This window comes from Thauera aminoaromatica S2 (genome assembly GCF_000310185.1).
Lineage (GTDB): Bacteria > Pseudomonadota > Gammaproteobacteria > Burkholderiales > Rhodocyclaceae > Thauera > Thauera aminoaromatica.
In genome coordinates this window covers 14658-36541 of the sequence record NZ_AMXD01000024.1, presented here as the reverse complement: position 1 = coordinate 36541, position 21884 = coordinate 14658, and the positions used below count along the sequence as shown (strand labels likewise).

The following is a 21884-nucleotide window of genomic DNA, read 5'->3' as shown; positions in this document are numbered from 1 at the left end:
CGGCGCGGGCCGCGGCGCCGTCGGCGCCCTCCACCACCACCCCGCCGCGCAGCTGCAGGCGGGCGGTCTCTTCCGCGGTGAGCGCACGCGCGCTCAGTCCGAACTGCTCGCCGATACGCTCCACCTGGCTGGGCGCCGGTGCGCTGCCGGCCACGGTCTCGGCCTTGAGCTCGTCCAGCGTGGCGGCGACCTCGCGGCTGCGGCCGTCGCGCCACAGCTCCAGCTTCACGCGCGTGCCCGGGCGTTTCTCGCCGATCACCCGCGGCAGCTCGGCAGAGTCGTCGATGCGGCGGCCATCGACCGCGAGCACCACGTCGCCCGCCTGCAGCCCGGCCTTGTCGGCGGCGCTGCCCGGCTCGACGCTGGCGACCAGCGCGCCGCGCGGATCGGTGAGGCCGAAGGATTGGGCGAGGTCCTTGTCGACGTTCTGGATGGCGATGCCGAGGCGGCCGCGCTGCACGCGGCCGTGGCTGACGAGCTGGTCCTTGATGTTCATCGCGACGTCGATCGGGATCGCGAACGAGATCCCCATGAAGCCGCCCGAGCGCGAGTAGATCTGCGAGTTGATGCCGATCACCTCGCCGGCGAGGTTGAACAGCGGACCGCCGGAGTTGCCCGGGTTGATCGCCACGTCGGTCTGGATGAAAGGCACGTAGGTCTCGTCGGGCAGGCGGCGCGCCTTGGCCGAGATGATGCCGGCGGTGACCGTGTTGTCGAAGCCGAAGGGCGAGCCCATCGCCACCACCCATTCGCCCACGCGGGCCTGGTCGGGGTTGCCGATCTTCACCGCGGGCAGGCCGCTGGCGTCGAGCTTGAGCAGGGCGACGTCGGTACGACGGTCGATGCCGACCACCTTGGCCTTGAACTCGCGCTTGTCGATCAGGGTGACGGTGACCTCGGAGAGCGCGGCGTCGCCATCCTCGCCGGCGACCACGTGGGCGTTGGTGAGCACGTAGCCGTCCTTGCTGACGATGAAGCCCGAGCCGATGCCCTGGCGCGCGCGCGGCCCCATGCCGGGCTGGCCGGGGAAGCCCGGCATGGGCACGCCGAAGCGGCGCAGGAAGTCGTAGAAGGGGTCGTTGGCGAGCGGGTTCTCGCCCGCCGTGCCCTGGGCCGCGCGCTGCACCACGCGGATATTGACCACCGCCGGGCCCACCTGCTCGACCAGGTCGCCGAAGTCGGGCAGGCCGAAGCGGTTGGGCGAGACCATCGACGGGGCGGCCGCCTGGGCGTGCGCGGCGCTCAGCGCCGAGGCTTGGGGAAAGAGGGTGCCGAGCGCGAGCGCGACGGCGGTGACGGTCAGGAGTTTGCGCATGTTGTCGGGCATCCTTGTTCGGCAACGGAAAGATTCGGCGCCGGAGTCCCGGCGGCCACCTGTCGTGGACGCGGCCTGGCGTGCGCCGTTCCCGACGAAACCTGCGTTTTCAAATCGGGTCGGGCGCGGGCGCTTCAAGAGGCTGCGTTCAGAAAGTGGTTTCGAGCGCGAGCCAGGCCTGGCGGCTCACCTCGTTGGCGGGTCGGCCGGCGAACTCGGGCTGGGCCTGCAGGGGGCGATTGGCGAGTTCCTGGTGGCGGCCGAGCAGGTTGATGCCGGTCAGGCGGAGCTCCACCGCCATGTCGAACAGCCGCAGGTTGCGCGAGACGCTCCAGTCCACCGTGGTGTAGGACGGCACGGTGTAGTCGAAGCCGGGAACGTAGCTGAAGCCGGCGTCGATCGGCCCCATGCGCAGCACGCTGAGCAGCGAGCGCCACGCCCCTGCACGCTGCAGCCAGCTCAGGCTGGCCGTGTAGGGGGCGACGTTGCGGCGGATGCGTGGGTCGTCGACGTCGCGGTCGATGAGGCTGTGCGCAAGGAGGAACTCGGTGCCGCGCCAGGGCTTCAGGTGGAGCTGGGTTTCGATGCCGTTCAGTTGTACGCGGCCGCTGTGGTTCTCCCAGCGCGTGCTGCCCAGCCCTCGCGAGATCGCCTCGGGGAGCTTGCCCTCGATCGGCCAGTCGGAGGGAACGGCGTTGCGCACGATCAGGTCTTCGATGCGCTCGCGGAACAGGCGGACGTCGAGCGTGCTGCGGCTGTCGCCGAAAACGCCGAGAAAGCCGATCTCGCTGGCGTCGATGCGCTGGGGGCGCAGGTCCGGATTGGGGTATTGCCGGCGCTGGACCAGCTCGCCCTTGTCGTCGGTGATCCGTATGTCGACGTTGCGCTCGAAAAGGTCCGGCTGTCGCCATGCGCGCGAGTGGCCGATGCGCCAGGTGATCCGTGGAGCGGCCTGCCAGTTCAGGAACACGCGTGGCGCGAGCCGCGCCTCGTCGCCTTGCAACTGCTCCAGCATGCCGCCCGCGTTCCACAGGAAGGCGGTGCCCGTTCGCAGCTCGAGATTGGCGAACAGGCGGTGTTCGTCCCGCGCATGGTTGCGGCGCTCGTGATACCAGAAGGGCGAGTCGTGCTCGATGCGCTTCCATTCCGCGCCCCACATCAGCCGCGTGGCCTCGTCCACGCGCTCGCGCCGCTCGATCTCCAGGTTGTGCTGGACGAAGGTGGCGCTGTTGCCGACCGTGCCGCGCAGGCGCTCGGGGAAGGCGTTCGCCAGGGTCCGGCTGTTTGCCGCGGAGTCGTAGCGCCAGAGATCGTCGCGACTCTGCCGGCTCCAGTAGGCCGACACGCGTATCGCGTCGTCCTCGGGGCCGTGCCGCCACCGCAGATGCAGGGATCGGTTGGTGTCGCGCCCTTCGCGCTGGGCCGCGATGTCGAAGATCGAGCCGGCGTATCCGAGTTCGTGGGTGCTCTCGGCGACCCCCGCGTTGAGGGCGAGTGCATCGTGTTCGCCCACCTGCAGGTCGGCGCGAAGGTTCAGGACGTCGGTGCGGCGACCGTCGTACAGGTCGGCAAACCCTTCGTCTTCTTCATGATGCGCGCCGATGCGCACGCTGAGGGGCCCGCTCTGCACGGCGTGTCGCAGGCTCGCGTCGCGGATGCCGGGTGCGCCGGTGGCGAGCTTCAGCCGGGTGCCGGGATGTCGGCTGGCGTCGTCGGTGATGATGTTGACGATGCCGAGGAAGGCGTTGGACCCGTAGGCGGCCGAGTTCGAGCCGCGTACCACCTCGATGCGTTCGATGTCTCCGGGCAGGGCACGCTCGGCGCTGGCGGTGAAGGATGGCGTCAGCGACGCGCGTCCGTCGACCAGCAGCTGGATCTGCATCGGCGAGTCCATGCCGAGGCCGTGGTAGGTCACCCACTGCAGGTTGCCGCGCTCCTGGCCGACCTGGAATCCGGGCACCAGGCGCAGCACGCGCGCGAGCTCGCGGTAGCCGGTCGCGGCGATCAGGTCCGCATCGATCACGGTGACCGCGCCCGGGCTGTCCTGCAACGGCTGCGCCAGACGCGAGGCGCTGAGCACCACCGGCAGGGGCTCGAAGAAGGCATCTGCGGACGACGCTTCGACGGTGCCGGCAGCCAGCAGCGACAGCAGGGCGAGAGCGGTGGGGGGGCGGTGGAGGTGCATCGGAAGCGGGCGGCGGCGCAGAATGCGCGAGTATACCCAGTGCGCTTTCGGGGCGCGCAGCAACGATCAGTCGGGGTAACATCGGGCACCGTCGACTCCGGGTGCACGCCCTTCCATCGTGTCGAAGCCATGACCCTGACCGATCTCCGTTATCTCGTCGCGCTCGCTCACGAGCGTCATTTCGGCCGCGCCGCCGAGAAGTGCCACGTGTCGCAGCCCACGCTGTCGGTGGCGGTGAAGAAGGTCGAGGAGGAACTCGGCATCCAGCTCTTCGAGCGCAGCGCCTCGGAGGTCAAGATCACCGAGACCGGGCGCCGGATCGTCGCCCAGGCCGAGCGGGTGCTGATGGAGGCGAGCCAGATCCAGGAGATCGCCGCCGCAGGCAAGGACCCGCTCGCCGGGCCGCTGCGTGTGGGCGTGATCTACACCATCGGACCCTACCTGCTGCCGCGGCTGATTCCGCGCGTGCATCAGCTCGCGCCCCGGATGCCGCTGATCATCCAGGAGAACTTCACCGCGCGTCTGGCCGAGGCGCTCAAGCGCGGCGAACTCGACGTGATCATCATCAGCCTGCCCTTCGACGAGGCGGGCGTGGTGGCGCAGCCCGTGTATGACGAGCCCTTCCGCGTGCTGATCCCGGCCGACCATCCGTGGAATGCGGAAAGCGAGATCGACCCCCAGCATCTCGCCGACGACCAGCTCCTGCTGCTCGGTGCCGGCAACTGCTTCCGCGACCAGGTGCTGGAGGTGTGCCCGAGCTGCCGCAACATCGGCGGGCTGCAGCGCACCCTCGAGGGCAGCTCGCTCGAGACCATCCGCCACATGGTGGCCACCGGCCTAGGCGTGACCGTGCTGCCGAGCTCGGCAGCGGACGAGATGGCGACGCAGAATCCGCTGGTCGCGGTGCGGCCTTTCACCATGCCGGAGCCCTCGCGTCGCGTCGCGCTCGCCTGGCGGGTGACCTATCCGCGCAACGGGGCGATCGACGTGCTGCGCGCGGCGATCCTCGACAGCGCCCTGCCGGGCGTGCGTCCGGTGGGCCGCGCCGTGCCGCCCGGGCAGGTGCCGTGGGTGGATTCGCGATGAAAATTCTTGATCGAATCCATCAGGGTAATCGGTTTGATCAATGCATCCCTCAGGCGCTAACATGAAGCGCAAACCCCTGCGGGCGGTGTGAAGCCTGCATACACAGGAGAACCAGCATGGAAATCGACATCGGCATCAAGGAAAAGGACCGCGCGAAGATCGCGGAGGGCCTGTCGCGTCTGCTCGCCGACAGCTACACGCTTTACCTGACCACGCACAACTTCCACTGGAACGTGACCGGGCCGATGTTCAACACCCTGCATCTGATGTTCGAGACGCAGTACAACGAACTCGCGCTCGCGGTGGACGAGATCGCTGAACGCATCCGCGCGCTCGGCTTCCCGGCGCCGGGCACCTACAAGGAATTCCAGAAGCTCACCAGCATGGCCGAGCCGGAAGGTGTGCCGAACGCGCAGGAGATGATCCGCCTGCTGGTGCAGGGTCAGGAAGCGGTTGTCAAGACCGCCCGCAGCATCGCCCCGATCGCCGACAAGGCGAGCGACGAGCCCACGCTCGACCTGCTCACCCAGCGTATGCAGGTGCACGAGAAGACGGCCTGGATGCTGCGCAGCCTGCTCGAAGGCTGATTCCCGCCGCGCTTGTGCAGCAAATGAACGGGCCCGCGGGGCCCGTTCCTGTATCTGTGGCGACTCGCGTCGCTCCTACGGACGCCTCCGAGAGCGCAGTGATTCTCGCAGGAGCGACGTAAGTCGCGATTACAGCGCACAAAACTCGCGCTGACGCATCGGAACCGCCCGGTCGCGACTCGCGTCGCCCCTACGGACGTCTCCCAGAGCGCAGTGATTCTCGCAGGAGCGACGCAAGTCGCGATTGCGGCGCACAAAACTCGCGCTGACGCATCGGAACCGCCCGATCGCGACTCGCGTCGCTCCTACGCACGTCTTCCAGAGCGCAGTGGTTCTCGTAGGAGCGACGCAAGTCGCGATTGCGGCGCACAAGACCCGCGCTGACGCATCGGAACCGCCCGATCGCGACTCGCGTCGCTCCTACGCACGTCTCCCAGAGCGCAGTGGTTCTCGGAGGAGCGACGCAAGTCGCGATTACAGCGGACTCAGGCGGCCTTGGCGGCGTTGAGGCGCTTGACCGCGTTGACGAAGCGCGACAGCGACTCCGACAGCACGCCGCGCGGGATCATCACCTCGATGAGCTGGAAGCGTCCGCGCGTGGCGATCGCCTTGTCGAGCGCAGCCTTCAGCTGCGCGCGCGTGTGCACGCGCACGCCGTCGCCACCCAGGCCCGCGGCCATCTGCGCGAAGCCCCAGTCGTCGAGGTCGTTGAAGCCTGACTCGGGCTGGAAGGTGCGCAGCATCTCCCAGCTCGCGTTATTGAACAACAGCACGATCGGATCCCAGCCGTAGCGCCGGCAGTTGCCGAGCTCCCAGCCGGTCATCTGGAAGGCGCCGTCGCCGACCAGGATCAGCGGCCGCTGCCCGGTGGCGGCCTGCACACCGAGACCGGCGGGCACGCCGAAGCCCATGGTGGCGTAGTAGCCGGGCGCGACCAGCGCGGTGTGCTCGATGTCCATCGCGGTGAACAGGCAGTCGCCCATGTCGGAGGCGATCGGCAGCTTGCCATGGGCCGCCATCAGGTCGTTTACCGCGCAGGCGATGTCGGCGGGCGCGATCGTCGCTTCGTCCGCCTGCAGGCCGTGCGGAAAGGCGGGGCGGTCGACCGTGAAGTGCGCGTCGGCGTGCGGAACGCGCGCGAGAAGCCCGTCGATCAGGGCGTCGAGCGGGATGTCGGCATAGGTGTGGTAGCCCATCGTGACCCGGGCCTCGAGCGCCTGGATGGTGTGGCGCAGGTCGATGTGCTTGCCGGAGACGGCGAAGTTGGTGTCGGAGATGATCACCCCGACCAGGAACAGTCCGTCGGAATCCTCCACCAGCGCGCTCACCTCGGGCAGGCCGGCGAGCCCCATGTAGGTGCCCATCAGCGGGGCGTCCTGGTCGGCGAGCAGGCCGCGGCCCATGAAGCTGGTCACCACCGGGATGCCGAGCCGGCGCGACAGCTCTGCGACCTTGTCCTCCAGCCCGAAGCGGCGCACCTCGACGCCGGCCATCAGCACCGGGGCACGGGCCGCGCGCAGGCGTGCGAGGATCTCCTCCACACAGGCCGCGAGCGCGTCGGCATCGACCGCGCGCGGCGCCTCGCGCACTACCGGCGCGCATGGCCGGGCGACCATGTCGCGCGGGATCTCGATGTACACCGGCAGTGAATTGCGCACGCAGTTGCCGAGCACGCGCGCGATGTCGGCCGGCGCGCGCGCCGCGTCGTCGAGCCGCACCTGGTCGCAGGTGATCTCCTGGAAGATGCGCAACTGCGAGTCCAGCGTCTTGGCCTGGTGGTGCAGCAGCAGGCCGGATTGCGATTCGCCCAGCCCCGGTCCGCCCGAGATGACCACCAGCGGCGACTTCTCGGCATACGCGGCGGCGACCGCGTTGACCATGTTGAGCGCGCCGGCGCCGTAGGTGACCGCCGCCACCCCGATGCCGCCCTGGACGCGCGCGGCCGCGTCGGCGGCGAAGCCCACGCCGGGCTCGTGCGACAGCGTGTGCAGCGGCAGGATGCCGGTCTGCTCGATGATGCGGAAATACGGCAAGGCGAAGTCGCCCGGGATGCCGAAGATCTGGCGTGCGCCGTGGTCGACCAGCGCGTGCAGCAGCGATTCGGTCAGGTTCATGCTCGTCTCCTCCTTGGTCTGGTGACGGGCATTATGGTTGGCCTGCTCCGCACCGTGTGCGCATCATGCGGGTATAAACTCTGCCGATACGCACGTTTCGTGCATTATGAGGCCGGATGATGAGCACCCTGAGCATAGACCGCCACGATCTTGCGCTTCTCGACGCACTGCAGCGCAGCGGCGACGCGACCAACGCCACGCTCGGCGAGGCGGTGCACCTTTCCGCCTCGCAGGTCAGCCGTCGTCTGCAGCGCCTGCAGGAGGCCGGGCTGATCACCGGCTACGCGGCGCTGCTCGACCCTGCCGCGCTCGGGCTGGACGTGATGGCGTTCGCCCATGTGGTGCTCGAGCGCCACGGCGGCGTGCGCACCGAGGCCTTCGAGGACGGGGTCGCGGCCTTGCCGGAGGTGCTGGAGTGTTTTTCGGTGAGCGGCAATGCGGACTACGTGCTGCGCATCGTCGCGCCCGACCTCGCCGCCTTCTCCGAGCTGATGATGAAGCGCGTGCTGCGCCTGCCCGGCATCGCCAACATCAAGACCGATATCGTGCTCGGCAAGGTCAAGCAGACCCACGTGCTGCCGCTCGAGCACATCGCCCGCCCCGGCCGGCCCCGCCGCGGCGTGCGCTTCACTGTGAGCTGAAGCTTTCGCAGGAGAGACGGGCGTCGCGATGCCGCGCTTGCGCGGGCGCGCGCAAACCCGATGCGCTGCGATCGCGACTTGCGTCGCTCCTACGGAAAACCGGCACGGTGTCAGGAGGGCCTGTGGGAGCGACGCGAGTCGCGATGCGGCGCCAGGCGGCCGGTGCGGGGCTTCAGCTCGCCTTGCGCGCAGCGCGCTTGCGCGGTGCGGCGGGTTCGGCGTCCTCGCCTGCGGCTTCGTCGCCTTTGCCGGCGGCGGGCTTGGCGCCGGCCTTGGGTGCCTTGGCCTCGAACTCGAAGCCGACCTTGCCGTCCTTGCCGCGCACCAGGAAGGCGGAGAACTTGCGCCGGGTGCGCGCCGATACGAAGCCCTTGAGCAACTCGGTCTTGCCCTCGGTCAGCAGCCTGGCCATCTGCTCGCGCTCGATCGGCTGCTGCAGGATGACCTTGCCGGAGCGGAAGTCGCAGCTCTTGCCCGGTCCGACCGACTTCTCGCATACATAGGCCATGCCGTGCTCGAAGACGCGGCTGGCGCATTTCGGGCAGGCGCCGACCGGCTGCTGATCGGAGAAATCCACCTCCTCCGCTCCCTCGCCTTCCTTGGGCTGGCCGAAGTCGAAGGTGGGCTGCTTGTCCTCGTTCAACACGATGTCGGCGTTGAACAGCCGCCCCATCTTGTTGCGGAAGCCGAGCAGCGGGCCGACCTTGCCTGCGCGCAGCAGGGTCTCGATCTCGTCGTACTCGAACTGGCGGCCGGCGACGATCTTCCAGGTGCTCCAGTCGCAGGCCTGGCAGGCGAACTTCTTGTAGTTCTCCTTCACCACCCCGCCGCATTTCGGACATGGTGTCTGCAGGGTGACGAATTCGCCGGGCACGGTGTCGGACTCGTAGCGCTTGGCGCGCTCGACCACCTCGCGCGTCATCTCGGCGATCTCGTTCATGAAGGCTTCGCGGCTGAGCTTGCCGTGCTCCATCTGCGCGAGCTTGTATTCCCAGCCGCCGGTGAGCTCGGGCGAGGTCAGCGCGGTGACGCCGAGGCCCTTCAGCAGCGTGATCAGCGAGAAGGCCTTGGCGCTCGGGATCAGCTCGCGGCCGTCGCGGTGGATGTACTGCTCGCTGATCAGGCCCTCGATGATCTGCGCGCGCGTGGCCGGGGTGCCGAGGCCGCGCTCGGCCATCGCCGCGCGCAGCTCCTCGTCGTCGACCATCTTGCCCGCGCCTTCCATGGCGGAGAGCAGCGTGGCTTCGTTGAAGCGCGCCGGCGGCTTGGTCTGCAGCGACTTGACCACGATGTCCTCGGTGGACACCGTCTCGCCCTGCTTCACCGCCACCAGCTGCGGGGCGCCGCCGTCCTTGGCGTCCTTCTCGTCGTTGGCGGCTTCCTTGCCATACACGGTCAGCCAGCCCGGATTGACCAGCACCTTGCCCTCGGTCTTGAAGGCCTCGCCCTCGACGCGGGTGATGCGGGTGGTGATCTGGTACTCGGCCGCGGGGTAGAACACCGCCAGGAAGCGCTTGGTGACCAGGTCGTAGATCTTGTGCTCGGCGTCCGACAGGCTCTTCGGCAGCGCCCCGGTGGGGATGATGGCGAAGTGGTCGGAGATCTTGGCGTTGTTGAAGATGCGCTTGTTCGGCCGCACCCAGCCCTGCCTGGTGATCTCGTTGGCGAAGGGCGCGTACTGGTCGGGCAGCGTGCGCATGACCTCGCCCACGGTGGCGAGATAGTCCTCGGGCAGCGCGCGCGCGTCGGTACGCGGGTAGGTCAGCACCTTGTGCTTTTCGTAAAGCGCCTGCGCCAGTTGCAGGGTCACGCGGGCGGAGAAGCCGAAGCGGCCGTTGGCCTCGCGCTGCAGGCTGGTGAGGTCGAAGAGCAGCGGCGACGGCTGGGTGGAGGGCTTGGCCTCCTCGCTGACCACGCCCGGCTTGCCTTCGCACTTGGCGCGGATGGCCTCGGCCTGGGCCTTGTCCCACAGGCGGAAGGCGGTGGCGTGCTCGTCGCCTTCCGGGCGCTTGAACTTCTCGTCGAACCAGCGCCCGGGGTATTCGCCGGCGGCACAGCCGAAGCGCGCCTCGAGTTCCCAATAGTCGCGCGATTTGAACTTGCGGATGCGGTCCTCGCGCTCGACCACCATCGCCAGCGTCGGCGTCTGCACGCGGCCCACGGTGGTGAGGTGGAAGCCGCCGGTCTTGGAGTTGAACGCGGTCATCGCGCGCGTGCCGTTGATGCCGATCAGCCAGTCGGATTCGGCGCGGCAGATCGCGGCGTTGCGCAGGCCTTCGACGTCCTGCGCGGCGCGCAGGTGGGCGAAGCCGTCGCGGATCGCCTGCGCCGTCATCGACTGCAGCCACAGGCGCTGCATCGGCTTCTTCGTGCCGGCGTGCTGGGCGATGAAGTTGAAGATCAGCTCGCCTTCGCGGCCCGCGTCGCAGGCGTTGATGAGGCCGGTGACGTCCTTGCGCTTGATGAGTCGGGTGAGCAGCTTGAGGCGGTCCTCGGTCTTCTCGATCGGCTTGACCGCGAAGTGGGGCGGGATCACCGGCAGATGGGCGAAGGTCCATTTGCCGCGCTTGACCTCGAATTCCTCAGGCAGGGTGAGCTCGAGCAGGTGGCCGACGGCCGACGACAATACATATTCGTCGGACTCGAAGTAGTCCTTCTCCTTGGTGAAGCCGCCCAGCGCACGGGCGATGTCCTGCGCGACGGAAGGCTTTTCCGCGATGATCAGTTGCTTGCTCATGCTCGACGGTCAACGAGGGTCGCGCCGCGAGGGCGCGTGGGTTCGGAAGCGGCGGATGATAAGGACGGCCCGCCGGAACAGGCAAGCCGAGCGGGTGGACCGGTCAGTGCACCGTGGGTTCGTAGGCCCAGTCGTCTTCCTCGGTCAGCAACTCGTCCACCATCAGGGTGTCGATCGGCTCTTCCTGCTGCCACAGCACCATCAGCACGATGACCTTGAGCCGGTTGAGCGTGATGGTGAAGTCGGCCAGCGCCATCGCGCGTTCGATGATCAGCTCGCGGTGGGCGGTGCCGAGCACGCCAGCGCTCTCGAGCAGGCTCAGGAAGCCGCGGCAGCGACCGTCGAGCAGGGCCTGCTCTTCCTCGGTATAGATGCGCACCGACCCGGCCTGCGGTGCGGTGCCGGGGTGGATGTCGCGGGCGACGCGGCGCAGGCCGGCGAGCCACTCCAGCGCTTCGGAGATGTCGTCCTGCTCGAAGCCCGCCGCGGACAGCTTGCGGTTGAGCAGCTCCCCTTCCGGGCAGGCGTCGGCGTGGATGTAGCTCTCGAAGAGGTATACGAGGATGTCGAACAAGGCGGCCTCTCGTGGATCGGCAGGTGAGACGGAAGGGCCGGGCCCCCGCTGGGGCATGGGGACGGCGGCTCGCGGCCGCTCTTTCAGGTGATGCGCTGGAAGCGTCCGCCGGGCAGCTTGGCAAGGCGCCCTTCCAGTTCGAGTGGCAGCAGGATGGCGTAGAGGGCATCGACCGTCAAGCCGCAGCGTGCGGCGATCGTGTCGAGGTCCACCGGATCGTGGCCGATCGCCTCGAGCACGCGTGTGCGCTCGCCATCGAGCGCGAGCGCGGCCTGGCGAGGGGGTGCGGCCGGGACGGCGGGTACCGCGCCGCGACTCCGGCGGTCCTTTACCGATGCGGCGACCGGCGCTGGCCAGCCGAGGCGGCCGCGCAGTTCCTCGACGACGTCCTCCGCCGTCTCGACCAGCTTCGCGCCGTCGCGGATCAGGCGATGGCAGCCGCGCGACAGCGGCGAGTGGATCGAGCCGGGGATCGCGAACACCTCGCGGCCGGTCTCGGTGGCGAGGCGCGCAGTGATCAGCGAGCCGCTGCCGAGCGCCGCCTCGACCACCAGTACGCCCTCGGCCAGTCCGGCGATCAGGCGGTTGCGGCGCGGGAAGTTGTGCTGCAGAGGCGGCGTGCCGAGGGGAAACTCGCTGACCACCGCGCCGGCAGCGGCGATCTCGCGCGCGAGCGCGGCGTTGCGCGCCGGGTAGATGCGGTCGATGCCGGTGCCGATCACCGCCACCGTTCCGGCCCCTGTGCTGCCGGCGGCGAGCGCGCCGCGGTGTGCCGCGGCGTCGATGCCGAGCGCCAGTCCGCTGACGACGACGAGGCCTTGCTGGGCGAGCGTGCGCGCGAAGGCCTCGGCGTTGGCTTCGCCGGCCGCGGTCGCCGAGCGTGCGCCGACCAGCGCGATGCCCGGGCGCGATAGCAGCGCGGGCTCGCCCTTGACGTAGAGCAGCACCGGGGGATCGGCGATGTCGAAGAGTTGGCGCGGGTAGTCGGCGTCGGCCAGGGTCAGGACGCGGTTGCCGGCCTCGCTCGCCCATGCGAGCGTGCGCTCGATGTCTTCGTGTGCCGGCACGGCGAGCACGGCGTCCGCCGCCTGACCGCCCACCACCGCGGCGAGCGCGCCGCGTCCGGCGGCGAAGATGTGGCCGGGCAGCCCGAAGGCGGCGAGCAGGGCGCGCTGGCCCTGCGTGCCGACGCCCGGGATGCAGGCGAGGCGCAGCCAATCGGCGAGGTCGTCGGCAGGCGCGGTCACGATCGGGCGGCTGCGGCTTGCCGGTGCCGGATCAGGGCTTGCGGAGGGTGTCGCCGATGGTGACCGGACCGTCGGACTCCATCACCAGCGCGTACGAGACGCGCTCGAAGACGCGGAACACGAAGGCCACGCCGTAGCGCTTTTCCGGCAGGCGGAAGCTTTCCTTGCCGTCCTCGCCGCGGTACTCGGCGACACCGCGGTTGCGATGGAGCGCGAGCACGTGGCCGCGTTCGAGGCCGTCCTGCTCGCCGACGTTGAGCGCGACCACGTTGAGGCGGCCGGTCTCGCTGACCCCACGATAGATGGAGAGGATCCTGCCCTCGACCTCGAAGTCCGGTGCATGAGGGGCGTAGGAAAACACGCTCGGCGGCTCGCTCGGCATCATCAGGTCGCCGGTGCCGATCTCCTCGACCGCGGAGACGATCTCCAGCGTCGTCGGTTCGCCGCGCTCGGTGACGCGGGCGGTGCCGAGATAGGCGGCTTCCCAGGCGATCGCCTCGCGCGTCTGCGGGTCTTCGAGCGCGCGCGCGGGGCGATAGATGTGCCAGATGTCCGCGTCGTCGCCGACATTCTTGGCGAAGACGGTGTCGCCGGTGCCGGTCAGCACGCGGCTGGTCTCGGTGGCGACGATGGTGGCCGAGCCGTCGAGGCGGGGCTGGTCGACCACCAGCGGACGGTTCAGGAAGGGCTCGATGATCTGCAGCGGAATGCTCGGCAGGGCCTCGGCGATCGGCTCGCTATGGACCTTCGGCTGCAGGCGGCCGTCGCGGGTGCCGCCATCGCCGACGCGCCGGCCCACGCTGAGCCATGGCCCGCTGCGGTCGAGCAGGACGACCTGGCCAGGATAGATGAGGTGCGGGTTGCGGATTTCGTCGCGGTTCAGGCGCCAGACCTCGGGCCAGCGCCAAGGCTCCTGCAGGAAGCGCCCGGAGATGCCCCACAAGGTGTCGCCGCGCACCACGGTGTAGCTGTCGGGGGCGTCGGGGGCGAGGCGCACGTTCGACTGCGCGTGCGCGGCAGGGCCCAGCAGGCTCGCGAAGGCGACGAGCAGAGGGAATATAATTCGCATCATTGGACGCATCCGATCGGGACCTCGCGTGCCGGGTTCGACCCGGAACGCTGGCTGTGCGCCGGGGTCGAAGCAACGAACCGCGCAGTGCGCGCGTGCTGCATACCGGTCGCGGATATTCCGGCTAAATACATGCCGAAGCGTGTGAAAACGCTTGAAATTCTGCACTCAAAGGCTTAACCCAGCAAGGTATTCATGGCTCTCCTACCCATTCTCCGCTACCCCGATCCCCGCCTCCACACGGTCGCCGCGCCGGTCGGCCGGGTCGACGACGAAATCCGCAGGCTGATCGCAGACATGGCCGAGACCATGTACGAAGCGCCCGGCATCGGGCTGGCCGCCACCCAGGTCGATGTGCACAAGCGCATCGTCGTCATCGACGTGTCCGAGGACAAGTCCGGCCTGATGGCGCTGATCAACCCCGAGATCCTGGAGCGTTCGGGCGAACAGGTGTGCGAGGAAGGTTGCCTGTCCGTACCCGGAATCTACGAGAAGGTGTCGCGCGCCGAGCGTGTGAAAGTTCGCGCCTTGAACGAAAAGGGTGAATCCTTCGAGTTCGAGGCCGACGGCCTGCTCGCGGTATGCGTGCAGCACGAGATCGACCACCTCGACGGCAAGGTCTTCGTCGAATACCTGTCGCAGCTCAAGCTCGGCCGCATCAAGTCCAAGCTGGCCAAGAAGGCCCGCATCACCGCGTGATGGCCGCCACCGCATCCGGGGCCGGCGGCCTGCGCGTCGCCTTCGCCGGCACCCCCGAATTCGCCGCGCAGGCGCTCGACGCCATCCTGAAGGCCGCTTACGCGGTCCCGCTCGTGTTGACCCAGCCCGACCGCCCCGCCGGTCGCGGCATGAAGCTCAGCCCGAGCGCGGTCAAGCAGCTCGCGCTCGCCCACGGCATCGAGGTCGACCAGCCCGAGAAGCTGCGCACCGAAGAGCAGCGTGCCCGCCTCGTCGCCTGCGCGCCCGACGTGCTGGTGGTCGCCGCCTACGGCCTCATCCTGCCGCCCGCGGTGCTGGCGCTGCCGCGCCTGGGCTGCATCAACATCCACGCCTCGCTGCTGCCGCGCTGGCGTGGTGCGGCGCCCATCCATCGTGCGATCGAGGCCGGCGACGCCGAGACCGGCATCACCATCATGCAGATGGACGAGGGCCTGGACACCGGCCCGATGCTGCTGCGGCGCGCGCTGCCGATCGCCGCGGACGACACCACCGCCAGCCTGCACGACCGCCTCGCCGTACTCGGCGGCGCATGCATCGTCGAGGCGCTCGCCGCGCTCGCCGCCGGCGCGCTGGTCGCGACGCCGCAGCCGGCGGAGGGCGTCACCTACGCCGCCAAGATCGGCCGCGCCGAGGCCGACATCGACTGGAGCCGGCCGGCGGCGGAGATCGAGCGCGCCATGCGTGCCTTCGACCCCTTCCCGGGGGCCGTGTCCACCCTGCGCGACACCGCGGTCAAGTGCTGGAAGGCACGGGTCGTGGCCGGCGAGGGCGAGCCGGGCCGGGTGCTCGCGGTCGATGCGGACGGCATCGTCGTGGCCTGCGGGCGCGACGCGCTGCGTTGCACGGTGTTACAGCGCCCGGGCAGCAAACGCCTGCCCGCGGGGGAATTCCTGCGCGGTTTCCCGGTCTCTGTGGGCGAACGCTTCGCGTCTGCGGCGTGAGCGCGCGGCGCGTCCGTGGCGGCCTTGAAGGCGGTCGCGGACGCCCCAAGCTACACTGACGAATCAATCTCTCGCAGGAAGGATCCCGCAATGTTCGGAAACTGGATCAAGACCTCCATCCTGATGGCCGGCATCGTCGCCCTGTTCGGGGCGATGGGCGCGGCCATCGGCGGCCAGCAGGGCATGCTGATCGCGCTCGTGATGGGTGGCGCGATGAACGTCTGGGCCTACTGGTTCTCGGACAAGATGGTGCTGAAGATGTACAAGGCGCGCGAGGTCGATGCCGCCTCCTCGCCCTACCTGTACAACATGGTGGCGGAGCTCGCCCGCCGTGCCGAGCTGCCGATGCCGAAGGTGTACATCATCGACGAGGCCCAGCCCAATGCCTTCGCCACCGGCCGCAACCCCGACAACGCCGCGGTGGCGGCGACCACCGGCATCATCCGCATGCTCTCCGAGCGCGAGCTGCGCGGGGTGATGGCGCACGAACTGGCACACGTGAAGAACCGCGACATCCTGATCTCGACCATCTCGGCCACCATCGCGGGCGCGATCTCGATGCTGGCCAACTTCGGCATGTTCTTCGGCGGCCGCGAGGGCGAGGAGCGTCCCAACCCCATCGTCTCGATCGCGATGATGATCCTCGCCCCGCTCGCCGGCATGCTGATCCAGATGGCGATCAGCCGCACCCGCGAGTTCGGCGCCGACCGCGGTGGCGCGGAGATCTCCGGCGATCCCGCCGCGCTCGCCGCCGCGCTCGCCAAGATCGACGCCTACGCGCGCGGCATCCCGATGCACACCGCCGAGCGCCACCCGGAGACCGCGCAGATGATGATCATGAACCCGCTCTCCGGCGGCGGCCTGCGCGGGCTGTTCTCGACGCACCCCTCCACCCAGGAGCGCATCGCGCGCCTGCAGACCATGCGCTGAGGCCTGCCCGACGCTCAGTCCGACGCGAAGGCGCTGCGGATCAGGGCGAGCAGCTCGCCCGGCCGCACCGCCTCGCCGAAGGCGCCGGCGCGCAGCAGGCACTCGCGCCGCGCCGCGCGACGCGAGGGATCGAACTCGGCGTGATAGAAGATGACCGGCGGTCGCCGCGGGCGTGCGGCGAGCATGCGTAGCAGCTCGAGTCCGGCGCTCGATGCGGTGGCGGCCGGTTCGGCTCGGTCCCAATCCGACAGTATCAGGTCGAAACCTTCCTCGTCCGCATCGAGGCAGGCGATCGCTTCCCCGGTGCTGCGCACGTTCACCACCTCGACCTGCAGTTTCGCCAGCGCGGCCAGCTCATGGCGGTTGTTTTCCGGGCGGTCGTCCACCCAGAGCACGCGCTTCTGCGCGGGCATGTCGATCAGCGCCTCGGCCAGGCCCTCCGCCTCGCCGCTGCCGATGCCCTGCACGCCCTTGATGCGCGCCGCGAGGGCGAGCTCGTTTGCGAACGCGGCGATGGTGCGCTCGAGCAGGGCGTCGGTGCGGGCGTCCCGGGTCGCGGCCATCCTGGGCGCCGGACGCGCCATTTCGAGCGTGCGGACAGGCTCTTCCGGAAGCGGCACGCTTGCGACCGCCGTACCGAAACCGCTCGCGCGCGGTACGGACGGCGCCTCCGGCGGGGCTGCCGGCGGGGCTGCCGGGGGCGGTGCGCTCGCCCAGCGCTGGCGGATGGCCTCGACCGCGCGCCGGATGCCCTTGGCGACGTCGGTCCAGGCCTCGTCGCGGTTGGGCCACGAGGTCACCGGGCGCAGGTCGGTGGGCAAGCCCTGCAGGTGGGCGAAGGGCGCGTCCTCGAGATCGACGGCGCGCAGCAGCACCGGGATCACGCTGGCGTCGCCGCGCCGGGCGCGTTCGATCGCGGTGGCGAGCTCCTTGCCCCAGATATAGTCGGAGTTGAGGAAGTCCATGCTCACCAGGAGCAGGATCAGGTCTGCCATGGCGAGCTGCTCGTCGATCGCCTTGTCCCACTCCTGCCCGGGGACGATGCCGCGGTCGTGCCAGGGACGGATCACGCCCTTGCGCCGCAGCAGCGCGAGGTGGCCGTCGAGCTCGTCGCGCAGCTTTTCGTCCTCGTGCGCGTAGCTGTAGAAGAGATCCACCGGTTCCATCACGATGCTCCATCGGGTTGCGGCCTGATCTTCACCATAGATCAGGCCGGCTCCGTCTGCGTGGTGTCGGGACCCCCGCCTCGCCCGAGCCCTTCCCGGCCCGCTTCCACGGCGCACTTCGGTGCGGAGCCTCCGCGCGCGGACCAGAACGCCTGCATGCATCGGCTTGGTGTAGGCTAGCGGTCCCACCAGCCGGCGACGCAGGCACGTGCCGGCGCAACCCTCACCTGAAGGAGATCGACATGAGCAAAGTCACCCTTGGCGGCAACCCGATCGACGTGGCGGGCCGTTTCCCGCAGGCCGGCGAGGCAGCGCCCGCCTTCAGGCTCACCGGCGCCGATCTCGCCGACGTGGGCCTCGAGGCCTTCGCCGGCAAGCGCAAGGTGCTGAACATCGTCCCCAGCCTGGACACCCCGGTGTGCGCCACCTCGACCCGCAAGTTCAACGCCGAGGCCGCCGGCCTCGCGGATACCGTGGTGCTGGTCGTGTCCGCCGACCTGCCCTTCGCCGCCAAGCGCTTCTGCGAGACCGAAGGCCTGAAGAACGTGCATACGCTGTCGACCTTCCGCAGCCCGAAGTTCGCGCAGGACTACGGCGTCGCGATCACCTCCGGCCCGCTCGCCGGCGTCACCGCACGCGCGGTCGTGGTCGTCGATGGCAACGACAAGGTGGTGTATTCGCAGCTCGTGCCCGAGATCAAGGAAGAGCCCGACTACGCCGCCGCGCTCGCCGCGCTGAAGTAAGCCGCCGTGCCGCGGGCGTCGCCGCCGGGCGCGGTGGCGACGCTCAGCGCCGGGACGAGCCCTGGCTGGCCGCCGCCGGGCGCTGCGGCTCGTCGAAGCGGCTGTCGTCCTCGAGCGGGAACACGCCCAGCCCCTGGGTGGCCAGTCGCACCGTGGTCGGCCCGCGGTCCTGCGACAGCTTGAACAGCTGCTCGCCCATGCGCACGATGCAGCCCTCGAACATCTCGCGCTCCGCATTCACCCGTGCCTCGCGGGTGAGCGCGAGGCGGTGCTGCAGATCCTCCTCCTCGCTGCGCAAGCTCTCGATCTCGCCCGACAGCGCGCTCGCCGTCTGCTCGGCACGTCCCAGCATCTCGGGTGTCACGCGATCGGGATGGCGGTCGGCGAAGGTGAGCATCTTGCCGATCTCGAGCAAGCGGTTCTCGAGTGCGTCGCGCGCCTCGGCCTTCTCCTGGATGGCGTGTTCCAGCCCGTTGTCCATGCCGATCTCGAGCTCGGTGCGGATGCGGCTGTTCGCGCCGATCGTGCGCGCGTGGATGGACAGGCTGGCGCGGCAATGGCCGCCGACGATCTGGCCGCGCAGGCGCTTGCCTACGCGGATGTGGTTGCGCGCCTCGAGCTGGCACTGCATGGCGACGTCGTCGATGAAGATCGAGTCGCCCGCGCTGATGCGCGCCTGCTGCGCGTAGGTGGCGCAGAAGCTGCCCTCGCAGCGGATCGCGTGCGCGCTGTAATCCTTGCCGGCGGTCTTGCCGCCCAGCCCGCCGAGCACGCCGCCCTTGACCACGATGCTGCCGCCGGCCTCCAGCGTGGCCGGCTCGACCACGCCGCCGACCTCGATGTCGCCGCTGGCGCGCACCGTCATCCCGGCCTGCACATCGTTGCGGATGCGCACGCTGCCGTCGAAGTCGATGTTGCCGGTGGCGAGGTTGACCGCATCCACGGTGAAGATCGGCTCCACCATCGCTCCGTTGCGCACCCGCACCGGCTGGCCGTCGCAGGCAGCCACGAGCAGCTCGGGGTCCTCGGGCGAGATCGCGGTGCCGCGCAGGCCGGGGGCGAAGCGCTGCTCGCGACCGCGCCGCGCCACGATCGGCCGGCCGTACACATTGACGCCGTCGACTCCGGGCTGCGGGGGATGGCGGCGCATCAGCGCATCGCCGGCGTGGACGACGAGGATCTCGCCGAGGTCGCGGTAGTCGGTGCGGCCGCAGGGGCGCACGCTGGGTACGCGCTCGCGCGTCTCCGGCAGCAGGTACTCGAGCCAGCCGTCCTTGCCCGGTTCCGGTTCCCGGCCGCGTGCGATGGCGAGGTCGTCGGCCTGACCGTCGGCGATGGCGCGGTTCATCTCCTCCAGCAGCAGGCCCTCGACGATGCCGCGCGATTCGATCAGGGCGAGCAGTTCGGTCTTGCTCGCCGGCTTGCCACCCTTGGCCGGCACGATGCTCAGGCGTGCGACCAGTCCGTCCAGCGAGACTCCGATCTGCATCGACGCATCCACGCACTGCGCGATCTCGACCGGCGCCACCGCCTCGCCGGCGTTGTACTGGGCGATCAGGCGGCGGATCGGGTCGGGGCGGATCTGCAGGTCGGCGTAGCCCGCGGCTTCGAGCCGTCGGCGCAGCCACAAGGCGTCGATGCGCGGAAAATGCGGGTCATGGGCGATGCTCACGCTCAGGACGCGCGTGAGTTCGTCGAACGACACCTCCAGTTCCGGGCCTTCCGTGGGCTGCTTGTCCATGTTTCCAGTGCGATCCGATCAGCAAGGTCCGCGTGCGCGGTCGGGGGATTGTAGCCGCGCGCATATTGTTGGTGCCAATGGGGCGAACCCGATTCGACGCCCGCGGCCGTGTCGCCCGTGCAATGCTCAGGCGCCCAGTGCGCGGGCGATGAAGTGCCTGGCCACGCGCGGGCGCGGCACCTTGTCCTCGAACCAGGCGCGCACGTCGGTGTCCAGGCCGATGCCGTGCATGTAGTTGTATAGCGCCTTGTTGAGCGCCTTGCCGAGGCGGTCGTGGTCCACCCCGGTGGGGTCGATGAAGCCGACGTCGTTCTTCGCGAACGTGATCTCGGGCAGCGCCACCAGGGTGACGCCGAACTCCTCCGGGTTCCTGCCCACCGGAGAATGCACGGTGCATGCGAAACGATGGAAGAAGCCCGACTGGATGCAGCCGGCTTCGAAGAGCTGGCGCACGTATTCGAGCGCGTCGACGGTGTCGTGCACCGTCTGGGTGGGGAAGCCGTACATCAGGTAGGCGTGCACCAGCACCCCGGCCGCGGTGAAGGCGTGGGTGACGCGCGCGACCTGCTCGACCGAAACGCCCTTCTTCATCAGCTGCAGCAGGCGGTCGGAGGCCACCTCCAGCCCGCCCGAGACCGCGATGCAGCCGCTGTCGGCGAGCAGCTGGCAGAGCTCGGGGCTGAAGGATTTCTCGAAGCGGATGTTGCCCCACCACGAGATCGCCACGCCGCGCCGCAGCAGCTCCTCGGCGAGCGCACGCAAGGCCTTGGGCGGCGCGGCCTCGTCGACGAAGTGGAAGCCGGTCTGGCCGGTCTCGGCGATGATCGCCTCGATGCGGTCGACCAGCAGGCCGGCGGCGGCGCCGTCGTAGCGGCCGATATAGTCGAGGCTGACGTCGCAGAAGCTGCACTTCTTCCAGTAGCAGCCGTGGGCCACGGTGAGCTTGTTCCAGCGCCCGTCCGACCACAGCCGGTGCATCGGGTTGAGCATGTCGAGCACCGACAGGTAGCGGTCCAGCGGCAGGCCGTCCCAGGTCGGAGTGCCGACCTCGGCGAAGGGCACGTCGGGCTCGGCGAGGTGGATGTAGCGCACCTGGCCCGTATCCGCATCGCGCACGAAGGTCCGCACCAGCCGGGATCTGCCGCGCCGGCCCTGCAGGTGCTCGAGCAGCGCGAGCAGCGGGCGCTCGCCGTCGTCGAGCGTGACGTAGTCGAAATGGTCGAACACCCGTGGCTCGGCGAGCTCGCGCAGCTCGGTATTGACGAAGCCGCCGCCGAGCACGGTGATGATCTCCGGATGCGCGGCCTTGATCGCCTGCGCGATGCGGAAGGCGCCGTACACCGAGCCGGGGAAGGGGGTGGAGACCAGCACCACCTGCGGCGAGTGGCGGCAGAGGGCTTCGAGGGTCAGGTCTTTCAAATACGCGTCGACCAGCGTCGGTGCGGCGGCAAGTGCAGCGGCGAGCGGCTCGAAGGTGGGCTGGCTCATCGCCAGCGTCTCGGCGTAGCGCACGAACTCGAAGCGCGCATCCACCGCGTCGCGCAGGATGTCGGCGAGCTCGTTGAGGTACAGCGTCGCCAGGTGGCGCGCGCGGTCGGCGAGGCCGAGGGCGCCGAAGGCCCAGGCGAGCGGGTCGCCGCCCTCGGGGTCGTCCGGGTCGACGTAGGCGTCCACCGCATCGAAGCGCGGCCCCTCGGGCAGGAAGGTCCGGCTGGCGATGCGGTGCGCGATGGTCGGGTCGCGACCCTGCAGGAAGGCGATGGTGGGGTCGACGGTGTAGCGGTAGCGCGCGAAGTGGTCGAGAAAGCCCTGTACCAGTGGCGTGCGCCGCTTCTTCGGCAGCGCCTCGGCGCGGGCGCGGATGTCGTCCAGCCCGGCGGGCGAGAGCAGGCGCAGCACCAGCTTCAGCGCCAGGTCTTCCTGCACCGCATCCACCCCGCGCGAGCGCAGGAAGCCGGTGAGGTAGGCGGTGGACGGGTAGGGCGTGTTGAGCTGCGTCATCGGCGGGATGACGGAGAGCACGCGGATCGGGTGGGCGGAGGGCGGCGCGGCGGACATGGCGGATGTTGCGGGCGAAGGGCGCGAGGA

The 21884-nt window shown here is 69.5% G+C and carries 17 protein-coding genes; 7 read left to right on the top strand and 10 right to left on the bottom strand.

Features of this window, described 5'->3' with window-relative positions:
- Positions 1-1315: DegQ family serine endoprotease (locus C665_RS06095; protein WP_040828663.1), on the bottom strand; the 1315-nt coding region annotated here is incomplete at its 3' end.
- Between the two features lie 148 nt (positions 1316-1463).
- A complete protein-coding gene (locus tag C665_RS06090) occupies positions 1464-3500 on the bottom strand; it encodes a TonB-dependent receptor plug domain-containing protein (protein ID WP_040828661.1) in 2037 nt (678 codons plus the stop codon).
- A 129-nt stretch (positions 3501-3629) separates the two neighbouring features.
- On the opposite strand from C665_RS06090, the gene C665_RS06085 reads away from it, so the two are divergent.
- Positions 3630-4586, top strand: a complete 957-nt coding sequence (locus C665_RS06085; protein ID WP_004302901.1) for a hydrogen peroxide-inducible genes activator — start codon at positions 3630-3632, stop codon at positions 4584-4586.
- Between the two features lie 116 nt (positions 4587-4702).
- Positions 4703-5173 carry a Dps family protein gene (locus tag C665_RS06080; RefSeq protein ID WP_004302900.1) on the top strand — a complete coding sequence of 157 codons (471 nt, stop codon included), beginning with the start codon at positions 4703-4705 and terminating at the stop codon, positions 5171-5173.
- Positions 5174-5658: 485 nt separating this feature from the next.
- On the opposite strand, the gene ipdC is transcribed toward C665_RS06080, so the two are convergent.
- Positions 5659-7287, bottom strand: coding sequence for an indolepyruvate/phenylpyruvate decarboxylase (gene ipdC / locus C665_RS06075; RefSeq protein WP_004302898.1), 1629 nt, complete (start codon positions 7285-7287; stop codon positions 5659-5661).
- A gap of 119 nt (positions 7288-7406) precedes the next feature.
- On the opposite strand from ipdC, the gene C665_RS06070 reads away from it, so the two are divergent.
- A complete protein-coding gene (locus C665_RS06070) occupies positions 7407-7928 on the top strand; it encodes an Lrp/AsnC family transcriptional regulator (RefSeq protein WP_004302896.1) in 522 nt (173 codons plus the stop codon).
- Positions 7929-8100: 172 nt separating this feature from the next.
- Here C665_RS06070 and C665_RS06065 read toward each other — a convergent pair whose 3' ends face one another.
- From C665_RS06065 to C665_RS06050, 4 genes are all read right to left on the bottom strand, one after another.
- Positions 8101-10665 (bottom strand): DNA topoisomerase III, encoded by a 2565-nt coding sequence (locus C665_RS06065; RefSeq protein WP_004302894.1) that lies wholly within the window; start codon positions 10663-10665, stop codon positions 8101-8103.
- Between the two features lie 103 nt (positions 10666-10768).
- A complete protein-coding gene (locus C665_RS06060; protein WP_004302893.1) occupies positions 10769-11239 on the bottom strand; it encodes a Smg family protein in 471 nt (156 codons plus the stop codon).
- An 83-nt stretch (positions 11240-11322) separates the two neighbouring features.
- A complete protein-coding gene (gene dprA / locus C665_RS06055; RefSeq protein WP_004302891.1) occupies positions 11323-12486 on the bottom strand; it encodes a DNA-processing protein DprA in 1164 nt (387 codons plus the stop codon).
- Between the two features lie 31 nt (positions 12487-12517).
- Complete coding sequence (locus C665_RS06050) at positions 12518-13558, bottom strand: LysM peptidoglycan-binding domain-containing protein (protein ID WP_004302889.1); 1041 nt, start codon at positions 13556-13558, stop codon at positions 12518-12520.
- A 192-nt stretch (positions 13559-13750) separates the two neighbouring features.
- Between C665_RS06050 and def the strand changes: the two genes are divergently transcribed.
- The 3 genes from def (at position 13751) to htpX (ending at position 16146) form a co-directional block, all read left to right on the top strand.
- Positions 13751-14254: a peptide deformylase gene (def, locus tag C665_RS06045; RefSeq protein ID WP_004302887.1), complete on the top strand. Its 504-nt coding sequence runs from the start codon at positions 13751-13753 to the stop codon at positions 14252-14254.
- Entirely contained in the window at positions 14254-15216 is a 963-nt protein-coding gene (fmt, locus tag C665_RS06040; protein WP_004302885.1) for a methionyl-tRNA formyltransferase, read from the top strand. Before def ends, fmt begins: the two co-directional genes overlap by 1 nt.
- 90 nt (positions 15217-15306) lie before the next feature.
- Entirely contained in the window at positions 15307-16146 is an 840-nt protein-coding gene (gene htpX / locus C665_RS06035) for a zinc metalloprotease HtpX (RefSeq protein ID WP_004302884.1), read from the top strand.
- Positions 16147-16160: 14 nt separating this feature from the next.
- On the opposite strand, the gene C665_RS06030 is transcribed toward htpX, so the two are convergent.
- A complete protein-coding gene (locus tag C665_RS06030; RefSeq protein ID WP_004302882.1) occupies positions 16161-17312 on the bottom strand; it encodes a TIR domain-containing protein in 1152 nt (383 codons plus the stop codon).
- Between the two features lie 242 nt (positions 17313-17554).
- On the opposite strand from C665_RS06030, the gene tpx reads away from it, so the two are divergent.
- On the top strand, positions 17555-18055 hold the full coding sequence (tpx, locus tag C665_RS06025; RefSeq protein WP_004302880.1) for a thiol peroxidase: 501 nt from the start codon (positions 17555-17557) through the stop codon (positions 18053-18055).
- 43 nt (positions 18056-18098) lie between these two features.
- On the opposite strand, the gene C665_RS06020 is transcribed toward tpx, so the two are convergent.
- On the bottom strand, positions 18099-19796 hold the full coding sequence (locus C665_RS06020) for a flagellar assembly protein A (protein ID WP_004302878.1): 1698 nt from the start codon (positions 19794-19796) through the stop codon (positions 18099-18101).
- Positions 19797-19922: 126 nt separating this feature from the next.
- Positions 19923-21854 carry a B12-binding domain-containing radical SAM protein gene (locus C665_RS06015; protein WP_004302876.1) on the bottom strand — a complete coding sequence of 644 codons (1932 nt, stop codon included), beginning with the start codon at positions 21852-21854 and terminating at the stop codon, positions 19923-19925.
- Positions 21855-21884: the final 30 nt, after the last annotated feature.